The following is a 20,802-nucleotide window of genomic DNA, read 5'->3' as shown; positions in this document are numbered from 1 at the left end:
CGCTACAAGCCCCGCGCTTGCGCCCGGCGAAAGACAGGATCCGTAACCACGCGGGATAGGGACATGACGGTTGCCCAGGGTGGCACAGTTGGCGGCGGAGGTCTGGGTGGTGCTATCACAGCCCTTTGAGGATGATCTACAGCAGCGGGATGGCGCTGCTACTCCAGCACTTCCACCACCGAGCCGAGCTTCAATTCGCCGGCCCCGTCATGCAATAGATTCTGGCCAAAGTAGACCTTGTTACCCTCACGCCGATAACGGTTGAGGGTACGCAACGGCTCCACCCCCTTCTCTCCCGTTTCCGGATTGATGGTGGGAATAACACAGCGGGAACAGGGTTTGGCGACCCGAAAGATGACCTTGCCAATGCGGATACGCCGCCAGCCATCCTCGGCGTAGGGTTCGCAGCCGGACACCACCAGGTTGGGGCGGAAACGGATCATCGGCAGCGCTTCATCCAGGCGGCGGTTGAGATCATCCAGCGAGGCCTGGGAGATAAGCAGAAACGGGAAGCCATCGGCAAAACCGACCCGATCCTCTGGAGCGGCATAGGTGGGATCTACCGGTCGCTCGGTCTGTTCCGGCATAAAGAACAGCCGGCAATCCATGCCGAGATAGTGGCTCAGCCAGCTAGCCGGCGCCTCACCGGCACTGCGTGCCAGACACTGGTCCCCCCACACCTGGACTGCCGCTTCAGACACCCCTTCCGGCTCGAAAGCCACATCCAGGTCTGGCATACCGGGCGCCGACAGACGCAGTCCACCCGGCGTGAGGGCCGTGCGGACCAGTGCCATGCGGGGGTGCTGGCGCTGGGTGAGAAACTTTCCGGCCCCATCCACCACCATCCAGTGTCGGTCATAGTGAATGCCCCGGCTATCCACCGGTGCCCGCTCCAAAGAGATACCCCGCAGGGATTTTACCGGGTAAAAAAAGAGTCCGCTGAGGGTCAGTTGGCTCATGAATTCTCCTTTGGGCTGACGGGCAATCGGCACGGATTGGCGTGGAATAGTCGTATTATCCGGACCGGTATAATTTGTCCACAGGGGCTGACGTGATCAGCTTCACAAATATCCTTGAAACCCGCCCTTCATTCTCATGCAAACCTGCCGCCTATAATGGGACAAGAATTGATTGTGAACCAGCCCGCCGGAGAAAAATAATTATGGAGATCATCCCCTACCTGAAGCTGATGGTTCAGAAAAACGGTTCTGACCTGTTTTTCAGCACAGGCGCACCACCCAATTTGAAGGCGGAGGGACGCACCATGCCGATCGGTGACACCCCGATGGCGCACGGCGCGGTACGCAAGCTCGCCTATTCGATCATGAGTGATGACCAGATCTCCGAATTTGAGGGCACCATGGAGTGCAACCTGGCCGTCTCCATGAAGGGGCTGGGACGCTTTCGTGTCAACGTGTTCCGCCAGCGCGGTGATGTGTCGATGGTGATTCGCTATATCAAGGGCGATATCCCGACCATCGAGGAGCTGAATCTGCCGCAGTCACTGAAAGAGCTGATCATGATGCCGCGTGGTCTGATCCTGGTGGTGGGCTCCACCGGCTCGGGCAAATCCACCTCGCTGGCCTCCATGATCGACCACCGCAACGCCAGCGCCACCGGCCACATCCTCACGATTGAAGACCCGGTGGAGTTCCTGCATACACACAAAAAGTCGGTAGTGGACCAGCGCGAGGTGGGACTGGATACACTCTCCTACGAGGTAGCGTTGAAAAACGCCATGCGCGAGGCACCGGATGTGATCCTGATCGGCGAGATCCGCGACCGCCAGACCATGCAGCACGCCATTGCCTACGCCGAGACCGGTCATCTCTGCCTGTCCACCCTGCATGCCAATAACGCCAACCAGGCGCTGGACCGCATTGTCAACTTCTTCCCGGACTCGGCCCACCATCAGCTGTTCATGGATCTGTCGCTGAATTTGAAGGCGGTCATCTCGCAGCGCCTGATCAAGAGCAAGGACGGCAAACGGGTACCGGCGGTGGAGATCATGCTGCTCACCACCTTCGTGGCCGAGCTGATCCAGAAGGGCGACATTCACGCCGTCAAGGAGGCCATGGAGCAGGGCAACGAGCGCGGCATGCAGACCTTCGACCAGGCACTCTACAAACTCTACAAGGACGGCAAGGTGACCCTGGAAGAGGCCCTGGCCAATGCCGACTCACGCAACAATCTGTCACTCAAGATCCGGCTCTCGGAGAGCGGCAGTGTGGAGGGTGGCGGCGCCATGGCCATCTCTGATGAGGAGTTCTTCTGATCCCGGCGGCCACGGATCGGCGCCCAAGCATGCAAAACTGGACGGTCTATATCCTCCACTGCGGAGACGGCAGCCTCTACACCGGCATCACCACCGATCTCGAGCGGCGCCTGCACGAGCACAATCACGGCTCGAAAGGCGCCAAATACACCCGGGTGCGGCGCCCCCTGACCCTCGCCTACCAGGAGTCCGCAGACTCCCGCGCGGCCGCCTGTCGACGGGAATGGGAGATTAAACAGCTGAGCGCGACCCAGAAGCGCCGGCTGATCTCTGCGCGGCCGGACAATTCGCGCTAGAATAGTGTTTTTTCCTCCCGCTCTCTAAGCCATGACTGAAACCGCCAACGATGCCACAACACCCTGCTGGATCTACCGCAGCAGTAAAAAAGACGAGATGTATCTCTATCTCGCCCGCCAGGACGCCTTTGAGGACATTCCAGAGGCGCTGCTGAAACGCTTCGGCACCCCGCTGCCGGTAATGGAGCTGGAGCTGCATCCCGACCGCCATCTGGCACGCGAAGATGTGAACAAGGTAATCGGCAACCTGCGCAACATCGGCTACCATCTGCAGATGCCGCCCAACCTGATGCCCGATCTGTACGACGGCGAGACTATCTAACCCGACCCGGGCGTTGTAGATCTTTCACAACGACGACTACAGGCCAAGCTCTTCCCAATACAGTGCCGGTTTTTCTGTTTCATAATCTTTGCACCCAGGCAATAGCAACTCCAGGTTTAACCCATGCGTGAAATCATCCTGCTCAACGTCACCGGCAAGGATCACCCAGGCCTGACCGCCTCCCTCACCGGGGTACTGGCTGATCACCGGATCAATATCCTCGATCTGGGGCAGGCGGTGATCCACGATCACCTGTCGCTGGGCATGCTGCTGGAGATCCCGCCCGAGGCCCAGTCCGGCCCGGTGATCAAGGATTTGCTGTTTCAGGCCCACCAGCTGGGCCTGCAGATCAACTTTACCCCGATCGACGAGGAGGCGTACGAGACCTGGGTCAGCCACCAGGGCAAGCTGCGCTATATCGTCACCCTGCTGGGCCGCAAACTGAGTGCCAGCACTATCGCCCACGTGGCCCAGGTGGTCTCCGGTCACGGCATGAACATTGACGGCATCACCCGGCTGTCGGGACGCTTCTCTCTGCGTAGCGCCAACCCGCACCGCCGCGCCTGCGTTGAATTCACGGTGCGCGGCGAACCCGCCGACCTGGGTGCGTTACGCCAGGACCTGTTGGAGATCAGTAGCCGGGATGCAGTGGATGTGGCGTTCCAGGCGGACGACCTGTACCGCCGCAACCGCCGCCTGATCGTATTCGACATGGACTCCACGCTGATCCAGGTGGAGGTGATCGATGAGCTGGCCAAGGCCGCCGGGGTGGGCGACGCGGTGGCCGCCATCACCGAGTCGGCGATGCAGGGAGAGATCGATTTCAACGAGAGTTTTCGCCGCCGCATGGCCCTGCTCAAGGGGCTGGACGAGTCGGTCCTGGCGGGGATTGCGGAGCGGCTGCCGATCACCGAGGGCGCCGAGCGCCTGATCTCCAACCTGAAGCGGCTGGGTTATCAGGTTGGCATCCTGTCCGGCGGTTTCAGCTATTTTGCACGCCACCTGCAGGAAAAACTGGGCGTTGACTTCTTCTCCGCCAACGAGCTGGATATCCGCAACGGCAGGCTTACCGGCGAGGTAAAAGGCGAAATCGTCAATGGCGCCCGCAAGGCCGAACTGATGCAGCAGATGGCACGCGACCTCGGCATCAGCCTGGAACAGGTGATCGCCGTGGGCGACGGCGCCAATGACCTGCCGATGTTGAGCCTGGCCGGCCTCGGCGTCGCTTTCCACGCCAAGCCGGTGGTGCGGGAAAACGCCCGCCACGCCATCTCCACCCTGGGACTCGATGGCATTCTCTATCTGCTCGGTGTACGTGACCGCGAGGTCAAATGAGCTATTCTTTCAGCACAACCTGGAAAAAACCGATGAAACCGATAGCAAAACTGATCGCAACCACCCTGCTGGGCCTGGCTGCCACCAACGTCGTGGCGGGGGAACTCATCACCGTCTACAAATCGCCCACCTGCGGCTGCTGCAGCGCCTGGATTAAACACCTGAAGGCCAACGGATTCGAGGTGCAGGCCCATGACACGTCCCGCATGGATCAGGTCAAGCAGTCACTCGGGGTGAGACCGCAACACGCCTCCTGCCATACCGCCGAGGTCTCCGGCTATGTGATCGAGGGGCACGTGCCGGCCAATGATATCCGCCGCCTGCTGCAGGAAAAAACCGGCGGTTGCCGGACTGACCGTGCCCGGCATGCCCATGGGTTCGCCCGGCATGGAGGGAGCGCGCAAGGACCCCTACCAGGTGCTCACCTTTGATGGCGCGGGCAACAGCCGGGTCTTTGCCGACTATTGAAGCCTGGCGCAGGTAGCGTCACGAAAGGATGGCAGACGTAGTAGGCGTAACCCGACATATCCGAGGGCCATTAACCGAGCCGAACGAAGGGCCGGATTCCATACCTCCGAACCGGGCATCTGGCATGCAACCGCTCCGCGGCCGTAGGCTTTTTTGTCGGATTAGCGCAGCGTAATCCGACCTACGGGCCAAGGCCTCGATTGAAACCTAAATACCGCGTGCCTCTTTAACCCGCTCATAGGCCTGGCGGATCTCGTGGGTCTTCTGGGTTGCCATCTTCATCATCTCTTCCGGCAGGCCCTTGGAAACCAGCTTATCGGGGTGATGTTGGCTGAGCAGACGCCGATAGGCCTTCTTCACCTCCGCGTCGCTCGCTCCGGACGGGACATTGAGTATGGCGTAGGCATCCGGCAGGGAGGGCCCGGCCGGCTTCGCTTCGGCCCGCTGTCGGCCACTGAAATGGCCCTCGGCGCGAATCATCCGCTCCAGACGCCGGAAGACAAACTCGGGGATGCCCAGCCGTTTGCAGATATTCAGCAGCAGTTGCTCTTCCGCCTTGTGCAGCGAGCCGTCGGCATAGGCCGCCTGCAGCTGGATCTCGATAAACATCTGAATCAGGGTGTTGCGACCGTGACACTCGGTACGGAACTGCTCCAGCACCTCATCCAGGGGGAACCCTGCCGCCTTGCCCTGATTGAACAGATTGATGGCGGTCTTACGCATCTCCTCGCTGAGATCCATCTCGGCCATGACCGAGTTGGCCAGCGCGATCTCATCGGGGGAGACCCGTCCATCCGCCTTGGCAATGGCCCCCATAACCGAGAAGGTGGTGGTAAAGAAGGCGGTCTGAACCCGTTCCTGGTCACCCGGGGGAAGTCGTTCATCACCGCCCAGCCCCTTGAGACCTTTATCCAGATTATGGCCCAAGACGGCCCCGAGCAGCGCGCCGATCGGCCCGCCCACCATGAAGCCGAACGCGCCGCCGGCCAATTTTCCCCACCAGCTCAAAGGAGCCTCCTGTCATTCTGCAGATACGGGATCACGCGGTCCGGCGATCCCGCCGACGACAATACAACAGCCGGCGGAGCCGATCCAGCCGCACAGCCACTTTCTGCGGATCGGGTGTGAATCAGACCCGCTCTGGCGGGTCGATCGGCAGGTGAATAACGAAACAGCTGCCTCCCTCTCTCACCGGTTTCACTTCGATACTGCCACGATGATTCTGGGTAATGATGAAGTAGGAGACCGACAGGCCGAGGCCGGTGCCGGAACCGACCTCCTTGGTGGTGAAGAACGGTTCAAAGATACGCCGCCGCACGGCGGCACTCATACCCGGACCATTGTCCTCGATCTCGACACAAACCCACTGGCGATCGCGGTAGACGCGCAGAATAAAGCGGTCATTACGTCCTGTCTGCCCCGCACTTGAGGCAGCTTCAAACATTGCCTGGGCGCCATTCTTCAACAGGTTGAGCAGCACCTGTTGGATCTGCCCCCCTTCACACCAGGCATCCGGCAGCTCCTCGGCATATTCACGAACAATGGCAATTTTCCTGAAATCATAATGCTTGTCCAGATTGTAATCATTCGAGGCGATCTCCACCGTCTCATCCAGCAGTAGACGCAGATCCCGCAGTTCAAACTTCAGATCACTCTTGCGGCTGAAGCTGAGCATACTGCTGACGATCTTTGCCGCCCGCTTGCCGGACTCGGAGATCATCTCCAGCAGTGGCGATATACCCCGTTGTTCCATGTAGTCATCGATGGCCTCAATGGACGTACCACAGGCTTCGGCGACCTGGCGGTTCTTTGCCATGTCCGGTCCCAGCCGGGTGTTCATCACCTGCACACTCTGTACGATACCGGCCAGCGGATTATTGATCTCATGAGCCATACCGGCCGCCAGCCCGCCCACCGAGAGCATCTTCTCGGACTGCACCATCATCTCTTCCATACGCACCGTCTCGGTCACGTCGTCGAGACGGATCACCGCCCCCTCCACGGACTCGGCCAGCAGGGGATAAATGGTGACATCCATGTAGTGGACTTCACCCTTGGCATCTTCCCAGCGCAGGTTGGTCTCCTGGGTCGGCGACAACTCCCCGATGGCCCGTTCCACCTTCTGCAACACGTCCGGGAACCGCGGAATCAACCGGGACAGCGGCTCGCCTATGGCGGCGGCCGCCTTGATGCCACTCATCCGTTCCGCCTCCCGGTTCCAGTGGGTGATGCACCCCGCCACATCGATACCGATCAGTGCCGACGGCATCGAATCGATGATGTTGCCGAGCAGGTTGCGCAGCCGGGTCAACTCCAGTTCAGCCTGTTTGCGCTGGGTGATATCGGTGTAGGTGGTCACCACACCACCCGCCGCCAGGGGGATGCGGCACAGCTCCAGTACGGTCTTGTTGGGCCGTACCTTTTCAAACACCACGCGCTGCGGCCTGAAAGTATCCTTGATGTATTGCCGGATGAAGGCCTCGCGGTCTTCGACAATGCCGTATTCACCCTGATCGATGTTGTAGCCGCAGATATCCCCCAGGGTGACGCCACTGCGCAACATCTGCTCCGGAATCCCGTAGATCTCCACAAAACGCCGGTTCCAGGCCACCAGATTCGTCTCCTGGTCGAACATGGAGATGCCCTGATCGACATTTTCAATCACCGACTTCAGCACCTCGCGGCTTCCCTCCACGGCCGAGGAGGCCTCATCGATAATATCCAACACGCTGTCCAGATTGATATTGGTGCGGCGCAGACTGGTATTGATCAGCACCCGGGCGGAGGCCGAACCCACCACCCCGGACAGCAGCTTCTCCACCTGGGTCAGCAGATCGGCCGGGGCATCCATACCGGGTGAGTAACCCGGAACGCCGCCATCACGATAACGGCCAAACAGTCGCACCACCCGATCGCGGTCGACGAACCGTTCCACCGTCCGCTGCAGATCGGCGATGCTGATCTGTCCCTCCCAGGGGCGGGTCACATAATCACTCTTCGCGGAAAACACATCCACAAACGCTCTCGCCTGGGTCCGCTCGATCAGACTCTGACGGGTAAACAGCGACACCATCAGATAGCAGCCGATATTGAAAAAGGCACTCCAGAACAGGCTGTGTATCAGCGGGTTGTCCCAGCTCACCCCGAACAGCGCCTGAGGTTTAAGCAAAGTAAAGCCGAACGGTCCCTGCTCGACAATCGACAACGGCAGCCAGCCCGATTGGGCGAAGGATGGCAAGACCAGGGTGTAACCCCAGACCAGAAAACCGCTCGTCAGACCGGCCAGCGCGCCGGCCAGGGTCGCCCCTTTCCAGAACACACCGCCGACAATCAGCGGCGCGAACTGGGCCGCCGCCGCGAAGGAGACCAGTCCGATCGTCACCAGGGCATAGGAGTCACCGATAATCTTGAAATAGCTGTAGGCCAGAAACAGCACCCCCAAAATGCTGATCCGCCGCAGCGCCTTGAGCATACCGGTCGCCGTGTCAGATGCCTCACGGCCAAAATGGAACAGGCCGAGACGTATCAGCAGCGGCACAATCAGGTCATTACAGATCATGGTACTCAGTGCCACCGCCGCCACGATCACCATGCCACTGGCAGCCGAAAGACCGCCGATATAGACCAGCAGCGTCAAGGCCGGCTGTTGCGCCGACATCGGAAGCGCCAGCACAAAGGTGTCGGGGTTGACCGCCCCTAGCGGGAAGGTGACCAGACCGGCAATAGCGATCGGCAATACAAAGAAATTGATCACCAGCAGGTAGAGCGGAAACAGCCACATCGCCTTGTCCAGATGTGAACGATCGGTGTTCTCCACCACCGTGACCTGAAACTGGCGCGGCAGGCAGAAGATCGCCAGTGCCGCGAGTATCATCAGAAAGGTCCAGCTGCCGTTATCGAACAACGCCTGCCCGGAGATCAGCAACGCCAGCTCTGCATCCGCCGCCACCCGGTCATAGATCGACTCGAAGCCGTCAAACATGAAATAGGTGACAAAGACCCCGACCGCGATAAAGGCAAACAGCTTCACCAGCGACTCGAAGGCGATCGCCACCATCAGCCCTTCATGGTGCTCCGAGGCGTCCAGGCGGCGGGTGGCGAAAAGAATGGTGAACAGGGCCAGCAGGATGGTGACATAGAACGCCTTGTCATTGAGCACACTGGTGGTGTGGGGAAGATAGGTGCTGATGACCGGATAGCTGCCCAGAATGTCGAAGCTGGTGGAGATCGCCTTCAGCTGCAACGCGATGTAGGGCATGATGCCGATTACCGCCACCACCGTCACCAGACCAGCCAGCCGCTGGCTCTTGCCATAGCGGGATGAGATGAAATCGGCAATCGAGGTAGTGTGCTGCGCCTCGGCGATTTTCAGAATCTTCCGCAACAGAAACGGCGCCACCAGAAACAGCAGGGTGGGCCCCAGATAGATGGGCAGGAAACCGATGCCATCGGTCGCTACCCGGCCGACACTGCCGTAGAAGGTCCAGGAGGTGCAGTAGACCGCCAGGGAGAGCGAGTAGACATAGGGATTGGCGCCGATACTGCGCCCCTGCCTGGCGCGCCTGTCGGCATAGTGGGCAATTAGAAACAACAGCCCCAGGTAGGCCAGGGAAGTAAAAAAGGCCAGCCAGACAAATGGCATCAACCCCGCCCTTTACGCAACGCCCGCAACCTGGATCGCCAGGCATGTCTGAGCAAGCGCCAGGCTTTCGGATAGACCACCAGGAGAATCAGTAACAGCCAGATCAGATTGATATAGAAAATCACCAACGGCCAGCCCAGCGGACGTATAGCCGTGACGCCGGAGAATATCTCCAGAAGAGGCGGATTGAGCATCAGCGCTCCGATCAGGGCGGCCACCAGCAAACGCGCCCGTCCGCTGCCTTTTGCCGTGACTTTGATTCGCTCTGTTGCCATATCCGCTCTGCGCCCGCGAGACTGCTTCAGTCACAGTATAGGTGATCAGGGTGGCGTGGGCGCCACCCGTTGCTCCCGCGACAGGTCGGCGGGTCAGCACCGCGGGATGAATAAAGCCCTAAAGGTTTGCTCTCGGGGTCCGCTAAATATAGTGAGATCAATCAGTCCACCGACTCCAGGGGAGTGCAAAATGATCTGTGTATATGACATGGCCAGCAGCGAACGACTCCAGCGGAAACGTTCCACCGAGCGGCCAGCCCCGGTCCTCAGAGACGGACCAGCCGACATCCTGCACCCCATACTTCAACTTCAGGAGGTCCCGCTTGTGCAAAAACATGAGCCGGCATGGCTGAAATCCGATCTCATGCTGAAACCTATCGATAGTTTCTTTGAATAATCAAACAGTGCGCTAACCGGCGTAAAAAAGACCCGAGACGCTGCAGCGTCTCGGGTCTTTTACTTGGTCATGAAGGGGCTGAACCGACAGACTCCTACCGCACCTCCCTGACCACCCGGAAGCCAAGCACCAGCAGTCGGGCATCCACATCATGCCGTCCCCGTCGGGTGACCCGCAGACTCTCTCCCGGCTTGTTGAATGCACCACCCCGGACCACCCGTTCGCGGCACGCCGGCTCCTGCCAGCTTGATCCGTCCACCGGTGCCCCGTCATAGGAGTTGTGATAACAGTCCTCCACCCACTCCATGACGTTTCCGGCGGTGTTGTGCAGACCAAACGGATTGGCCTCGAAGCGACCTACCGGCGCGGTTGACGCCCCATCCCATTCACTGCCGCAATTGAAGCAGTTGGCATTACCGGAACCCAACTCAAACCCCCACCAATAAGGCGTATCGGTACCCGCCGCCGCGGCATATTCCCACTCCGCCTCGGTCGGCAGGCGATAGCGCTGGCCGGTCTGTTCGCTCAGCCATTCGGTATAGGCTCGGGCATCGTTCCAACTGACATTGATCACCGGTCGCGGACCCTGGCCCCAACCAAGATCATCCGGCAAGGGACGCTCAGTGGCGGCAGCAAACTGTTCATAATCACGAAAGGTCACTTCATAGCGCCCGATACTGAAGCTGTTCAGATTCACTTCGTGCACCGGCTGCTCTTCACTGGCAAGCTGGTTGATACGGCTGCCCATCTGGAATGTACCGCCGTGAATATAGACCAGCTCCGGACCGCTTCCGCCATCAGCCAGCCGATCCTGAATCCGCGCCCCGGTAACCGGCCCCCGGGGCTTGGGCGGCGCTTTGGCGACAACCGGTTCACGTTTGGTTACAACCGCTGCAGGTTTGGCCACAACCGTCGGTGCCGGGGCAATCTGGGGCTGTTCAGCGACCAGGGGCGGTGATGCCGCTGGTGGTTTGTCGGGTTCCTGCCGCGCCGCAGCGGAGGGGATTTGTGCCGGCATCTTTTCTGAATCCGATGTAGCCAGCGAAGCGATCTGCTGAACTGGCGCAGCCTGCCCAGGCGCGGCAGTTGTCTCGACGCCTGTTTTATCCAGGAATGCACTGATGATCTCACCATTGCCCCCCAGCATGGAGAGTACTTCCGCCGCCCCAAACGCCAGCACCGCGCCCACCAGAGCACCAACAAGCTTCTGTTTGGTACCACCCGGCGCGGCATCCAGCCCATCCACCGACGCGGCCAGCCGCTTGTCCAGCAGATCATCCCTGGGTCGCCCATGCTCAACCTGTTTCTGCAGCGCATACAGTGATTCCTCTACCTGTTTGCGCGCCGCCAGCGCTTCCTCCTTTTTAAATACCGCCTCATCGGCGTCCACCTGGGCCGCCTCCAGTGCCAGCTTGAGGCGATCTATCTCGCTATTACGCTCTTCGGTCTTCTCTTCCAGCAACAGGCTCTCTTTGCGTGTCCGCTCCAGCTCTGCGCTGCGCTCATCCAGCGAACGCTTCAGCTTGTCGATATCCTGTCGCAGTACTTCACACTCCGCCGCATCGGCGGAGCTGCCGAGTTCCAGCTCCTTGAGCCGGATATGCGCCTGCTCCAGCGCCGCCTGCAGTTCCACAACTCGCGCCGCCGGCGCTTCATCAGAGGCACTCTCCGCTGCGGCCACGTCAGCCTTGGCCTGTTCACGCAATTGCTCCAGCTCCCGGGAGAGTCGCGTCACCTCCTGCTCCGCCACCTCCTTCTGCGCAATCAGCCCCGCATGGTCTCCAGTTCCTGACGCCTCTGCCTGCAACCGCTCCAGCTCCTGCTGCAGTTGAGCCTTCTCCCGGTCAAGCGCCTCGTAGGCCTTGTCCGCCTCATCCAGCGCATCATTCAGGGTCTCCAGTTCAGCCTGGACCGCCTTGATTTCGTTGCGTTCTGCCGGGCTGCTGTCGCTCATCCGGACAGACTCTGCCAGCGCGGTTTCGGCAGCAACTCTTGCCGCAGTCACCTCTGCCAGCTCTTCGCGTAATGCATCCAGCTCTGAGGCATCAGGCTGCACCGCCGCCAGCTGGGTTTCAAGCTCGTCTATGCGCTGCCGGTCACTCTCCAGCTGCTGTTCCAGGCGGTTTCGTTCGTCGCTCAGGCTGGCGATACTTTCAGCCTGCCGCTCCTGCTCTTGCTGCACCCCGAGCAGCGCCTGCTCCGACGCCTCCAGCTGGGCATTCATCCTCTCCGCCGCGGCCTTTTCCGTATCCAGCGTCTGCTGCAGGTCCTCCAGCAACCGCGCCTTGTCCTGAACCGCCTGCCGGGCTGATTCCAGTTCGGAGTTCGCCGCATCCAGCGCCGCGGTGAGCCGGTCCAGCTCTGCCTGCTGCTGGCCAACCGCCAAATGATCCTCAACTTCTGTATGCTTGTTCTGCTGTATCTGCAATTGCAGTTCGACCAGCATGTTGTCACGCTCATCGACCAGTCGCTGCAGCTGGCCAAAGCTCTTCTGCAGCACCTTCAGCTCCGCTGCCACCCTGTCCCGCTCATCGGTTGCGATCCGCAGCTCGGACTCCGCGTGACTGCGCCCCTCCACCGCCTCGTAGAGTGACTGCTGCAGCTTGGCCTCCTGCTCGCTCCGTCTTTGGCGTTGCGCCTGTTGCAGGGCCTGCCGTTCAGCGTCCAACTCCGAGATACGGGCGCTGGCTCCCTCCAGCTCATTGCGCAACTGCTCCAGTTCCGCATGATCCAAACGCTGCTGTTTTTTGGCCGTGTCCAGCGCCTCGAGTCGCGCGGCATCATCGTCGCCACGCTCCGCCAGGCTCTCTTCCAGTGATTCGATCCGGCTGGTGGCCTCCGCCAACGCCTCGGTCAGGGAACCCCGTTGTTCCTCCGCTTCCTGCTGCACCGCCTGATTGGCGCGGCGCAGCGCCGCCGCCTCTTCCTGGAGTTCCTGCAGGGTACTCTCCACGGCCTGCTGTTTCGCCAACGCCTCCCGGGACGACTGTTGAAACTGCGCCAGCTCATCGCGCAACCTTTCCAGCTCGGCCTGCGCCCCATCCAGCGCCTCCCTAAGTTGCCCGGCCGTCTGTTCCAGGGCGGATTTTTCCGCACTGAGCTGATCCAGCTCGGTGCGACTGTCGTTCAGTGCCTGCTGCAGCTCTTCCCGGGCCTCGACCTGGGATACCCTCAACTGCGACTCATCCTGCTGCTTCGCCAGCGCCTCCTCAATCGCCTGTTGCGCCTGTGTCAGCTCAGCGGAGCGTTTCTGCAGCTCAGCCTCAGCCCCATCCAACGCACCCTGAAGCCTTTCAGTCTCCTCTGCCAGCGCACTCTTTTCGCTGCTAATCCGCTCCAGTTCGGCCTGGCTGTCAGTCAGTGCCCGTTGCAGCTCTTCCCGGGCCTCGACCTGGGATGCCCTCAACTGCGACTCATCCTGCTGCTTCGCCAGCGCCTCCTCCATCGCCTGTTGCGACTGTGTCAGCTCGGCGGAGCGTTTCTGCAGCTCAGCTTGTGCCTCATGCAGCGCACCCTGAAGCCTTTCAGCCTCCTCAGCCAACGCGCTCTTTTCGCTGTTAATCCGCTCCAGTTCGGCCTCGGCCTCGGTCTGGGATGCCTTCAGCTGCATCTCATCCTGTTGTTTCGTCTCCAGGCGTTTTTCAAGTTTGCCGACCTGCTGACACACCTTGCTTAATTCTTCCTGCAGCTGATCTCGCTCACCCGTCACCCCTGCCAGCTGGGCCTCTATGGACGACTGCTGCTTTTTCAAATTCGCGCCGGCTTTCTCCTGCTCTTTAAGCTGGTCCTGAAGTTTCTCTATATCAGCCGCCAACCGGCGACTCTCTTCACTCGCCCGCGCTTCACCGCTTTCCGCCTCGGCCAGGCGCCCTTTCAGCTTTTCCAGCATCAGCTTCAGCTTGCGCGCCCGCTGCAACTGTTCCTGAGCCTGGGTTTCGGTTTTCTGCAGGCGCTCCCGCAGCAACCCGGCCTCATCATCCGGTGTTGAACCGGTACCATGTTCGATTATCGGCAAATTATCCTTTTCCGGTCGCAGATTAATTATCTCCGCGCCATCTCGGGACTTGTCCCGCTTCACCGCATCGTCAGGAACCGACTCAAGGCCACGCTCCAGCACCAGGGCATCCAGCCCCTGCTCCATGAGCAGGTACACGGCCGTGGAACTGACCAGACCGTCCTGGCAATAAACAATGTAAGTTTTATCCGTATCAAGTTCCGGTAATGCAGAACGCAGGTTATTGAATGGAACATTTTTGCTTTTTTTAATATGAATACGCTGATGCTCATGAGGGGATCTGACATCCAGCCAGACGGCACCCTTCTCCACCCGGTTCAGCGCCTCGTCATAGCTGATGGCGTTGGCCAGCGGCATTTTGATGTATTCAACAAAATCCTTCTTCCCCAGGCGAAACAGAACGCCATCCGTGAGCATGGATACCGTGCTGCCTCGCGGCTGCCCGGAGAGCAGTGACTCCTCCCCCAGGCAGTAGCCTGCACCGAGTTGTGCGATCTCTTCGATTTCGCCATCGCCCCGCTGCCGGGTGATTGAACACTGCCCCCGGTTAATCAGGTAGAAGTAGTCCCCCTCATCACCCTGGCGAATCACCATCTCTCCGGCCGAAACCTGTACCTCTTCCATGCGCATCATGATGTTCTGGATATTGGCCGCCGGTATGCGCTGAAAAACCGGTGACTGCAACAACTGACTCATCCAGTCATCGTCCGCATCCGCATTCAGCTCTTCTACCTGGTACAGGGCATTACCGCCACGGGTCAACAGATCGCTCAGCAGGTGACTGTCGATGCGCACAATCTCGGCCTTGGTTGTGGCCTGGACGGAAAACTTGCGTGGAATATGATGGGCAATGGGATAGCGCGCCATATTGCTGTCGGCGGTGACAGTGTCGATCTCCTTGCCGTGCTCCAGCAGGGCAACTTTTCCCGACAGCAGATAGATCCGTTCAGGATCGGTATCACCCGCGCGAAACAGAAAATCGCCCTTGGCAATTTTCTCAAACGCAACCGCCTCCATCAGCTCGGCCAGCGTCTCTTCTGTGAGCGTGTTCAGCGGAACCAGTTTCCGCAATATATTCAAGCCATTCTGTTTTGGCACTACCGCCATACCCAATCCCTCGAAAGCTCACCCGGATGACGTCCACACGTCATGCACCCTGGACTGCCAGATGACAGGTTCAAATCACAATGCGGCGCATCACTCCCGATCGCCCCGCATTGCGTGTTGCAGCACTTGGCCACGGACAAAGCATAGAACAGACTATCCTGGCTTCCGGGCCGCCGAGGAAGCCATCCCCCCGGGATAAAACCCACTGTTGTCAACCCGCCGGGAAACCCTGTAAATACTGAATCGACGGGCAATCAAAACGGCCTGGCAATCTGTGCATCTCCCGGACAGCATCGACGATACAGTTTTCCGCTGCTGAATTTTCATTGATCCGAACATCACTGAATAATTGGCGAAACTCCCGCCCACCGCCTTGCCTACAGCCGCTTCAGGATGGAAACTACCCAGTGGAATTACCGAGTTTATCGGCATTATTAGACCAATACTTGAACAGATGCCACAGATTCAACCCGAGAACAGCATAAATGAAGAAAGCAGCAGGAATCGTGGCAGCCGGCCATCCAGTCACCGCCCGCGCCGCGACAGAAATTTTGCGGACCGGCGGCAATGCCTTTGATGCTGCCCTGGCGGCCATGTTTGCCGGCTGCGTTGCGGAACCGGTACTGGCGTCTCTTGGCGGGGGTGGATTTCTGACGGCTCGGACTGCCGGAGCAAAGCCGCTGCTGTATGATTTTTTTGCCCAGACACCTCACGGCAGACCGGTTGAATCCGAACTCGATTTTTTCCCCATTGTCGCCGACTTCGGCACGGCCCAGCAGGAGTTTCATATCGGCATGGGATCGATTGCAACTCCAGGGGCTATCAAGGGAGCTTTCGCCATCCACCGCGACCTGTGCAGAATGCCACTGCGAGAAATTATCCAACCGGCCTGCGAGGCAGCCCGTAGCGGTGTCCGGCTGAACAGCTTTCAGCACTATATTGCTGAGATTGTTTCACCCATCATCCAGTCAAGCCCACAGGCGTTACAGCTGCATGCCAGCAGCCGGAAACCCGGGGCAATCGCTGAACTGGATGAAACGGTGTGCAATCCCGCCATGGCGGATGGCTTCGAGATTCTGGCCCTGGAAGGTGAAGAGCTGTTTTACCAGGGTGAGATGGGACGTCAACTGACCAGCGACTGCCATGCCCATGGCGGCTGCCTTACCCGGACCGACCTGGAGTCATACCGGGTAGCGCGACGCTCTCCGCTGACTCTGAAATATCACAACAGCCAACTCTTCACCAACCCGCCACCCGCCATCGGCGGCATCCTGATCGCCTTCACCCTGGCACTGCTGGAGCAGGAGAAGTTGGGGCGGTACCCGGTAAACAGCGCAGACCATCTGGGCCGCATCGGTCATGCCATGAAGCTGACCCAGCAACTGCGCAACGACCGGGAGCTCGGTTCAGGCCCGGCCACAAACATCGAGCACGAGATCCTTTCCAGCGAGTTTATCGAAAGCTATCGCGAGGTGATGCGCAACCATAAAGGGTTCTCCCGTGGCACCACCCAGATCAGTATCGCCGACAGCGAAGGCAACCTGGCCAGCATGACCCTGTCAAACGGGGAAGGCTCCGGCTATGTGCTGCCCGGCTGCGGCATCATGCTGAACAACATGCTCGGCGAGGAAGATATCAATCCGCACGGCTTTAATCAGTGGCCCCTCAATCGGCGCATCGCCTCAATGATGTCTCCCTCCCTGGTCATCACACCCGACGGCGACACCATAGCCGTCGGTTCGGGAGGCTCGAACCGGATTCGCAGCGCCATTCTGCAAGTACTGGTCAACCTGATCGATTTCGGCATGGAGATCGAGCAGGCGGTTGAACAGCCACGTATGCATTTCGAGTCCGACCTGCTGAACATTGAAGCCGGACCATCCACCCACGCCATCCAGGCGTTGCGAAAGGAGTTTGCCGACATTCGGTGCTGGCCCGACAAGAACCTGTTTTTTGGCGGGGCTCACTCGGTGATGCGTAAACGCAATGGACAGCTTTCAGGCAGCGGCGACAGCCGCAGGGGCGGGGTCTGCTATCGGGTATAGGCCCTAACCCATACTTGGGTAAGCGAGGGGCAGCGTAAATATCAAACCCCGCCCTGCACAGATACCCGATTCGTCGACTGCTGGATCCGCTATCGCCTGCCGTTGCTGAATCATTTTGACCACTGGTTTTCAAGAGCTGCTCGCGTGTCCAGCCCATATACAGCTGGCCATGGCACCTGTAAAACGTGAAAAAGACCGGTTTTTAGCGCATTTCTGTCTTGAAACACTTGGAAAACCTTAAATCTATGCTATGTTTAGCGCGCACTCATCAGGTCTAACTCAGGAGTTTTCCATGGCCGTCAAGAAAAAAGCTGCAAAAAAAACTGCTGCTAAAAAAGCACCCGTAGCAAAGAAGAAGGTTGTCGCCAAAAAAGCCGCTGCTAAAAAGGCACCCGCCAAGAAAGCCGCCGCGAAAAAGGCTCCAGCCAAGAAAGCTGCCGCTCCGGCAAAACCTAAAGCCATTGCGGCCAAACAGACCAAGAACCAGATCCTTCAGTCGATTGCCGAAGAGACCGGCCTTACCCGCAAACAGGTTGGGGATGTTTTCAACTCACTGGGCGGGCTGGTCAAGGGCCACATGATTCGTCGTGGATCGGGTGAATTCGCCATTCCTGAAACCGGGGTAAAAGTCCGCCGCGTGGTCAAACCGGCGCGCAAGGCCCGTATGGGTCGTAACCCGGCGACCGGTGAACCGATCAAGATTGCCGCCAAGCGGGCAACCACGGTGGTCAAGGTCACCGCCCTGAAGGCACTGAAAGATACCGTCGCCTGATAGGAAAAACGGACGGCCTGTCATGCAGTAGCCGTCCGTTTCATTTCAACCTGTCGTGATCCCGGTCGCGCCGGTCACAGTTTCTTCAGCGTCAGCTCGTCGCCTCGCTGCGTCCACTCCAGTCGCCTCAGAAAACTCATACCCAGTAATACTTCGTTGCCCGCCATGGTTGGCAGGACGCTTGCCCTGACATCGCTCAGAGTGATCTCACCCAATCCAACTTCAGATAACCGCGTCTGCCAGGCGACCACGGTGCCGTTGGCGGTCTGGCTGAACACCTGTCGACCTCTGGGAAGACTCAGTCGCTCGGCCAGCTCATCGGAGATGGCCACATCGGTTGCTCCCGTATCCAGCAGAAACAGCACCGGATGCCCGTTGATGCGACCACTGGCCACATAATGGCCGGCCCGATTGCGTTTCAATACAACCTGAGTATTGCCCTGATCATCACGCAGGGTCACCGGCGCTTCATTGGGATTGTGCTGTCGCTCGAGGATATCGCTGAACAGGTATGACATCAGCGCCAGCAGTAAAACCCAGGAGAGAATCATCATCCATCTCCCGATACCACCAGTCTCTCTACCCTGCCCGTGGTTCATTACACCTCCACCAATACCCGTTACAACCTGACCTTATCTGCAGACATTGCGCAGATGGCAGGAGTTCAACCCCGGACTTGTTCACCTGTCAGGCATGGAGGGCAGAGCGACATCAGAGACTGGTCCAGAGCTGCTCAAAATCCGCCTCGTCTGTCTTGTCGTCAGCGCTTTCTTCGCGTTTGGGCCGAGCTGAATCATGATAATAAAACTGAATAAAGGACGCCGTGGCTTCGATCTCCCTGCTGAGCGTTATCTGACGCTTTTCACCCTGTGAGATCAGCCAGGTGCGCTGTCCCTGTTCGGAATAGAACGGGGCGGTAATAACCGTCTGATCCTCGTTTGGACGCTGCAGCAGCAGGCCAGGCCAATACCCGTCCTGCTTGCCCCGCCCCCACTGGCGGTAAAAAATAACCGGCTGCGCATCACCCATGATCAGTTCCACGCCGAAGTCGATCACATCCGGACGCTCAACCCGCATCCAGCGAATCACGCCCAGGCGCAGACACTCCACCCCGTCGGCATCCCGATGGGGCACCGCTACCAGTTCACCCACGCTGATAGACGCTTCCGCGCCAAGCCCCCATCCCAGGTGGTAACCGCTGCTGCTCTCGTTGTATACCGGACAGGTCCGGAAAACAGGCTTGGCCGGTTGTTCGTCTCCGGGTTTTGCTGCAGGCACTGGTGCCGGTGTGGCCGCCTGCATGGCAGGCGCATTGTTGTCGGAAATCCAGCGCCGGATGCTCTGTAGCTGCGGATCGTCCTGAATGACATACTCATCAGACTCCAGCAGGGCTTGTGGTATGCCTCTGGGTTTCTCGGCCTCCTCCCCGGGCTTCGTCATACCAAACGCCCCCGGCTTACCGGCGGCATTGGGCAACGGCTCACCGCCCAGTTCGTTATAGATCATCTGCAAACCACAGATCAGCGCCACCTCACCCTGAGTTTCATCCCGCTCGGCCACACGCCTGGAGCCGATTCCCCAGGTCAGCATCAACCGCGCCAGCAGATCAGGAGAGAGTTTATCCGGTGAATCCTGTGGCCGCATGGCACCGTGCATGGCGGCGGTTGCCTGCAACTCATCAGCCAACCGAACCGCCATGTTACCGGTGTCGAGCACCCACCCGCGCAGCACCTGATGATCCCGCTCAGCCCCCATATAGCGCGGTGCCTCATCGATACCGATATCCACTATAAAGGGGCCGGCATCACCATTGGACTTACCCAGGTCCAGCAGTTGCGCATCCGGTGCCCAGCGCGACAATGCCTGATAAACCCGTATCACTTCACCCTGCATCAGTCGGTAGGGGCCCGCCAGGGAGAGCAGCAGGATCTGTTTGTAGAGATCGCTTACTGACGACTGTTGGCGCAGGCTCTGGTCCTCATTGTCCATCTCGCGCTCGGCCAGCTTGAGGTCAAACGCATAGCGATGGATTCCATGAATCTCCTGCCAGATGTACGGGGGGGCCGGCCGATAAAGCTGGTAGGCATGCAACAGGCTCCGGCCAAGAAAATAGAGTACCCGATGCAGGGCAATGGCACGGCTGGACTTGTGTAAAAACTGACTGGTGAAGGATTCATGGTGATACTGATCAAGGACCACCTTGTAACCCTGGGTCGCCAGAATACATAGGCTCTCGTGCATCTCGGACAACATGGCGGCCCGCTTGTTGAGCGGTAGCGGCTCTCTGGAAAAGCCCTTGGCCAACACATCCATGGCTACTAACAACGGCTTGATCATCAACTCCAGGTTGTTTGCCCGACTGGATACAGGCACCACCGTGGCATTCATCTGTTTCAGCAGATGATGGAGACTCTGGGATACCTGACCAATATTGCCGATCGGCAACTGCTCAATCAGTTGCCTGAATCGCTTGGGTTCAAAAGTATCGTCACCGCTGGCCGGCGGGACACGCTTGGGGAGGAGATAGGGATTATTATGATTGACCACAGCCGCTCACCTTTTACATTCTTGATATAAGCGCGTTTGTTATGTTTCCGCGTACTGCGAAAGTTCCGCTCACTCTACGCAACCCTGTGTTATTCTGCTTCCGGGCATATCCAGATCAAAGGACTCGCGACAGCCCGACCATTTCCGGTCTGCCGGCTTCTATCCTATTAAGCTTCCTACACACTTAAAAGTATAGCCCGGTTCATGCCATCAACTCCGTTTATATGCAGCAGATTCTTCATATAACATGCCTATGGAGTCATTGGAAATTTCGATTGATAGATCGCCCGTTTGATCTGGCGGGAT

The 20,802-nt window shown here is 59.0% G+C and carries 14 protein-coding genes and 1 pseudogene; 8 read left to right on the top strand and 7 right to left on the bottom strand.

Going from position 1 to position 20,802, the window contains the following annotated elements; all coding sequences use genetic code 11:
* Positions 1-158: 158 nt before the first annotated feature.
* Positions 159-959 carry an MOSC domain-containing protein gene (locus ACHZBF_RS18245; protein WP_321529219.1) on the bottom strand — a complete coding sequence of 267 codons (801 nt, stop codon included), beginning with the start codon at positions 957-959 and terminating at the stop codon, positions 159-161.
* 203 nt (positions 960-1,162) lie between these two features.
* On the opposite strand from ACHZBF_RS18245, the gene ACHZBF_RS18240 reads away from it, so the two are divergent.
* From ACHZBF_RS18240 to ACHZBF_RS18215, 6 genes and pseudogenes are all read left to right on the top strand, one after another.
* Positions 1,163-2,275, top strand: coding sequence for a PilT/PilU family type 4a pilus ATPase (locus ACHZBF_RS18240; protein ID WP_051302244.1), 1,113 nt, complete (start codon positions 1,163-1,165; stop codon positions 2,273-2,275).
* Positions 2,276-2,304: 29 nt separating this feature from the next.
* Positions 2,305-2,571 (top strand): GIY-YIG nuclease family protein, encoded by a 267-nt coding sequence (locus ACHZBF_RS18235; protein WP_029133692.1) that lies wholly within the window; start codon positions 2,305-2,307, stop codon positions 2,569-2,571.
* A 31-nt stretch (positions 2,572-2,602) separates the two neighbouring features.
* Positions 2,603-2,893 (top strand): YcgL domain-containing protein, encoded by a 291-nt coding sequence (locus ACHZBF_RS18230; protein WP_321529218.1) that lies wholly within the window; start codon positions 2,603-2,605, stop codon positions 2,891-2,893.
* Between the two features lie 123 nt (positions 2,894-3,016).
* Positions 3,017-4,228 (top strand): phosphoserine phosphatase SerB, encoded by a 1,212-nt coding sequence (serB, locus tag ACHZBF_RS18225; RefSeq protein ID WP_288107184.1) that lies wholly within the window; start codon positions 3,017-3,019, stop codon positions 4,226-4,228.
* A pseudogene (locus tag ACHZBF_RS18220) lies at positions 4,225-4,524 on the top strand (DUF411 domain-containing protein); the annotation flags it as partial. The gene serB and the pseudogene ACHZBF_RS18220, both read left to right, overlap by 4 nt.
* A gap of 10 nt (positions 4,525-4,534) precedes the next feature.
* Positions 4,535-4,696, top strand: coding sequence for a DUF411 domain-containing protein (locus tag ACHZBF_RS18215; RefSeq protein WP_394707586.1), 162 nt, complete (start codon positions 4,535-4,537; stop codon positions 4,694-4,696).
* Positions 4,697-4,903: 207 nt separating this feature from the next.
* On the opposite strand, the gene djlA is transcribed toward ACHZBF_RS18215, so the two are convergent.
* The 4 genes from djlA to ACHZBF_RS18195 all read right to left on the bottom strand — a co-directional run bounded on the left by djlA (position 4,904) and on the right by ACHZBF_RS18195 (position 15,132).
* Positions 4,904-5,704 (bottom strand): co-chaperone DjlA, encoded by an 801-nt coding sequence (gene djlA, locus ACHZBF_RS18210; RefSeq protein WP_273438577.1) that lies wholly within the window; start codon positions 5,702-5,704, stop codon positions 4,904-4,906.
* A 121-nt stretch (positions 5,705-5,825) separates the two neighbouring features.
* Positions 5,826-9,338, bottom strand: a complete 3,513-nt coding sequence (locus ACHZBF_RS18205; RefSeq protein ID WP_321529216.1) for a PAS-domain containing protein — start codon at positions 9,336-9,338, stop codon at positions 5,826-5,828.
* The gene (locus ACHZBF_RS18200; RefSeq protein WP_037376145.1) at positions 9,338-9,613 is read right to left on the bottom strand and encodes a hypothetical protein; all 276 of its coding nucleotides are present in this window, start codon (positions 9,611-9,613) and stop codon (positions 9,338-9,340) included. Before ACHZBF_RS18200 ends, ACHZBF_RS18205 begins: the two co-directional genes overlap by 1 nt.
* A 491-nt stretch (positions 9,614-10,104) precedes the next feature.
* On the bottom strand, positions 10,105-15,132 hold the full coding sequence (locus ACHZBF_RS18195) for an SUMF1/EgtB/PvdO family nonheme iron enzyme (RefSeq protein WP_321529215.1): 5,028 nt from the start codon (positions 15,130-15,132) through the stop codon (positions 10,105-10,107).
* 485 nt (positions 15,133-15,617) lie between these two features.
* Between ACHZBF_RS18195 and ACHZBF_RS18190 the strand changes: the two genes are divergently transcribed.
* Both ACHZBF_RS18190 and ACHZBF_RS18185 read left to right on the top strand, forming a co-directional pair.
* Positions 15,618-17,177, top strand: coding sequence for a gamma-glutamyltransferase family protein (locus ACHZBF_RS18190; protein ID WP_321529214.1), 1,560 nt, complete (start codon positions 15,618-15,620; stop codon positions 17,175-17,177).
* A 292-nt stretch (positions 17,178-17,469) separates the two neighbouring features.
* Entirely contained in the window at positions 17,470-17,949 is a 480-nt protein-coding gene (locus ACHZBF_RS18185; protein WP_029134906.1) for an HU family DNA-binding protein, read from the top strand.
* Between the two features lie 74 nt (positions 17,950-18,023).
* Here ACHZBF_RS18185 and ACHZBF_RS18180 read toward each other — a convergent pair whose 3' ends face one another.
* Both ACHZBF_RS18180 and ACHZBF_RS18175 read right to left on the bottom strand, forming a co-directional pair.
* Positions 18,024-18,548 carry a TIGR02281 family clan AA aspartic protease gene (locus ACHZBF_RS18180; protein ID WP_321529213.1) on the bottom strand — a complete coding sequence of 175 codons (525 nt, stop codon included), beginning with the start codon at positions 18,546-18,548 and terminating at the stop codon, positions 18,024-18,026.
* 112 nt (positions 18,549-18,660) lie between these two features.
* Positions 18,661-20,496 carry a hypothetical protein gene (locus tag ACHZBF_RS18175; RefSeq protein WP_321529212.1) on the bottom strand — a complete coding sequence of 612 codons (1,836 nt, stop codon included), beginning with the start codon at positions 20,494-20,496 and terminating at the stop codon, positions 18,661-18,663.
* Between the last annotated feature and the right edge of the window lie 306 nt (positions 20,497-20,802).

Origin of the sequence: Sedimenticola selenatireducens (assembly GCF_963675335.2) — a bacterium.
GTDB lineage: Bacteria > Pseudomonadota > Gammaproteobacteria > Chromatiales > Chromatiaceae > Sedimenticola > Sedimenticola selenatireducens.
This window is presented reverse-complemented; position numbering and strand designations above follow the sequence as displayed.

What these genes read in the sequence shown, in the direction of transcription:
- ACHZBF_RS18185 (WP_029134906.1), top strand. Translation starts at nt 17,470, where the DNA reads ATGGCCGTCAAGAAAAAAGCTGCAAAAAAAACTGCTGCTAAAAAAGCA.
- ACHZBF_RS18205 (WP_321529216.1), bottom strand. Translation starts at nt 9,338, where the DNA reads ATGCCATTTGTCTGGCTGGCCTTTTTTACTTCCCTGGCCTACCTGGGG.
- ACHZBF_RS18235 (WP_029133692.1), top strand. Translation starts at nt 2,305, where the DNA reads ATGCAAAACTGGACGGTCTATATCCTCCACTGCGGAGACGGCAGCCTC.
- ACHZBF_RS18245 (WP_321529219.1), bottom strand. Translation starts at nt 959, where the DNA reads ATGAGCCAACTGACCCTCAGCGGACTCTTTTTTTACCCGGTAAAATCC.
- ACHZBF_RS18215 (WP_394707586.1), top strand. Translation starts at nt 4,535, where the DNA reads ATGATATCCGCCGCCTGCTGCAGGAAAAAACCGGCGGTTGCCGGACTG.
- serB (WP_288107184.1), top strand. Translation starts at nt 3,017, where the DNA reads ATGCGTGAAATCATCCTGCTCAACGTCACCGGCAAGGATCACCCAGGC.
- ACHZBF_RS18240 (WP_051302244.1), top strand. Translation starts at nt 1,163, where the DNA reads ATGGAGATCATCCCCTACCTGAAGCTGATGGTTCAGAAAAACGGTTCT.
- ACHZBF_RS18200 (WP_037376145.1), bottom strand. Translation starts at nt 9,613, where the DNA reads ATGGCAACAGAGCGAATCAAAGTCACGGCAAAAGGCAGCGGACGGGCG.
- ACHZBF_RS18195 (WP_321529215.1), bottom strand. Translation starts at nt 15,132, where the DNA reads ATGGCGGTAGTGCCAAAACAGAATGGCTTGAATATATTGCGGAAACTG.
- ACHZBF_RS18190 (WP_321529214.1), top strand. Translation starts at nt 15,618, where the DNA reads ATGAAGAAAGCAGCAGGAATCGTGGCAGCCGGCCATCCAGTCACCGCC.
- ACHZBF_RS18180 (WP_321529213.1), bottom strand. Translation starts at nt 18,548, where the DNA reads ATGAACCACGGGCAGGGTAGAGAGACTGGTGGTATCGGGAGATGGATG.
- ACHZBF_RS18230 (WP_321529218.1), top strand. Translation starts at nt 2,603, where the DNA reads ATGACTGAAACCGCCAACGATGCCACAACACCCTGCTGGATCTACCGC.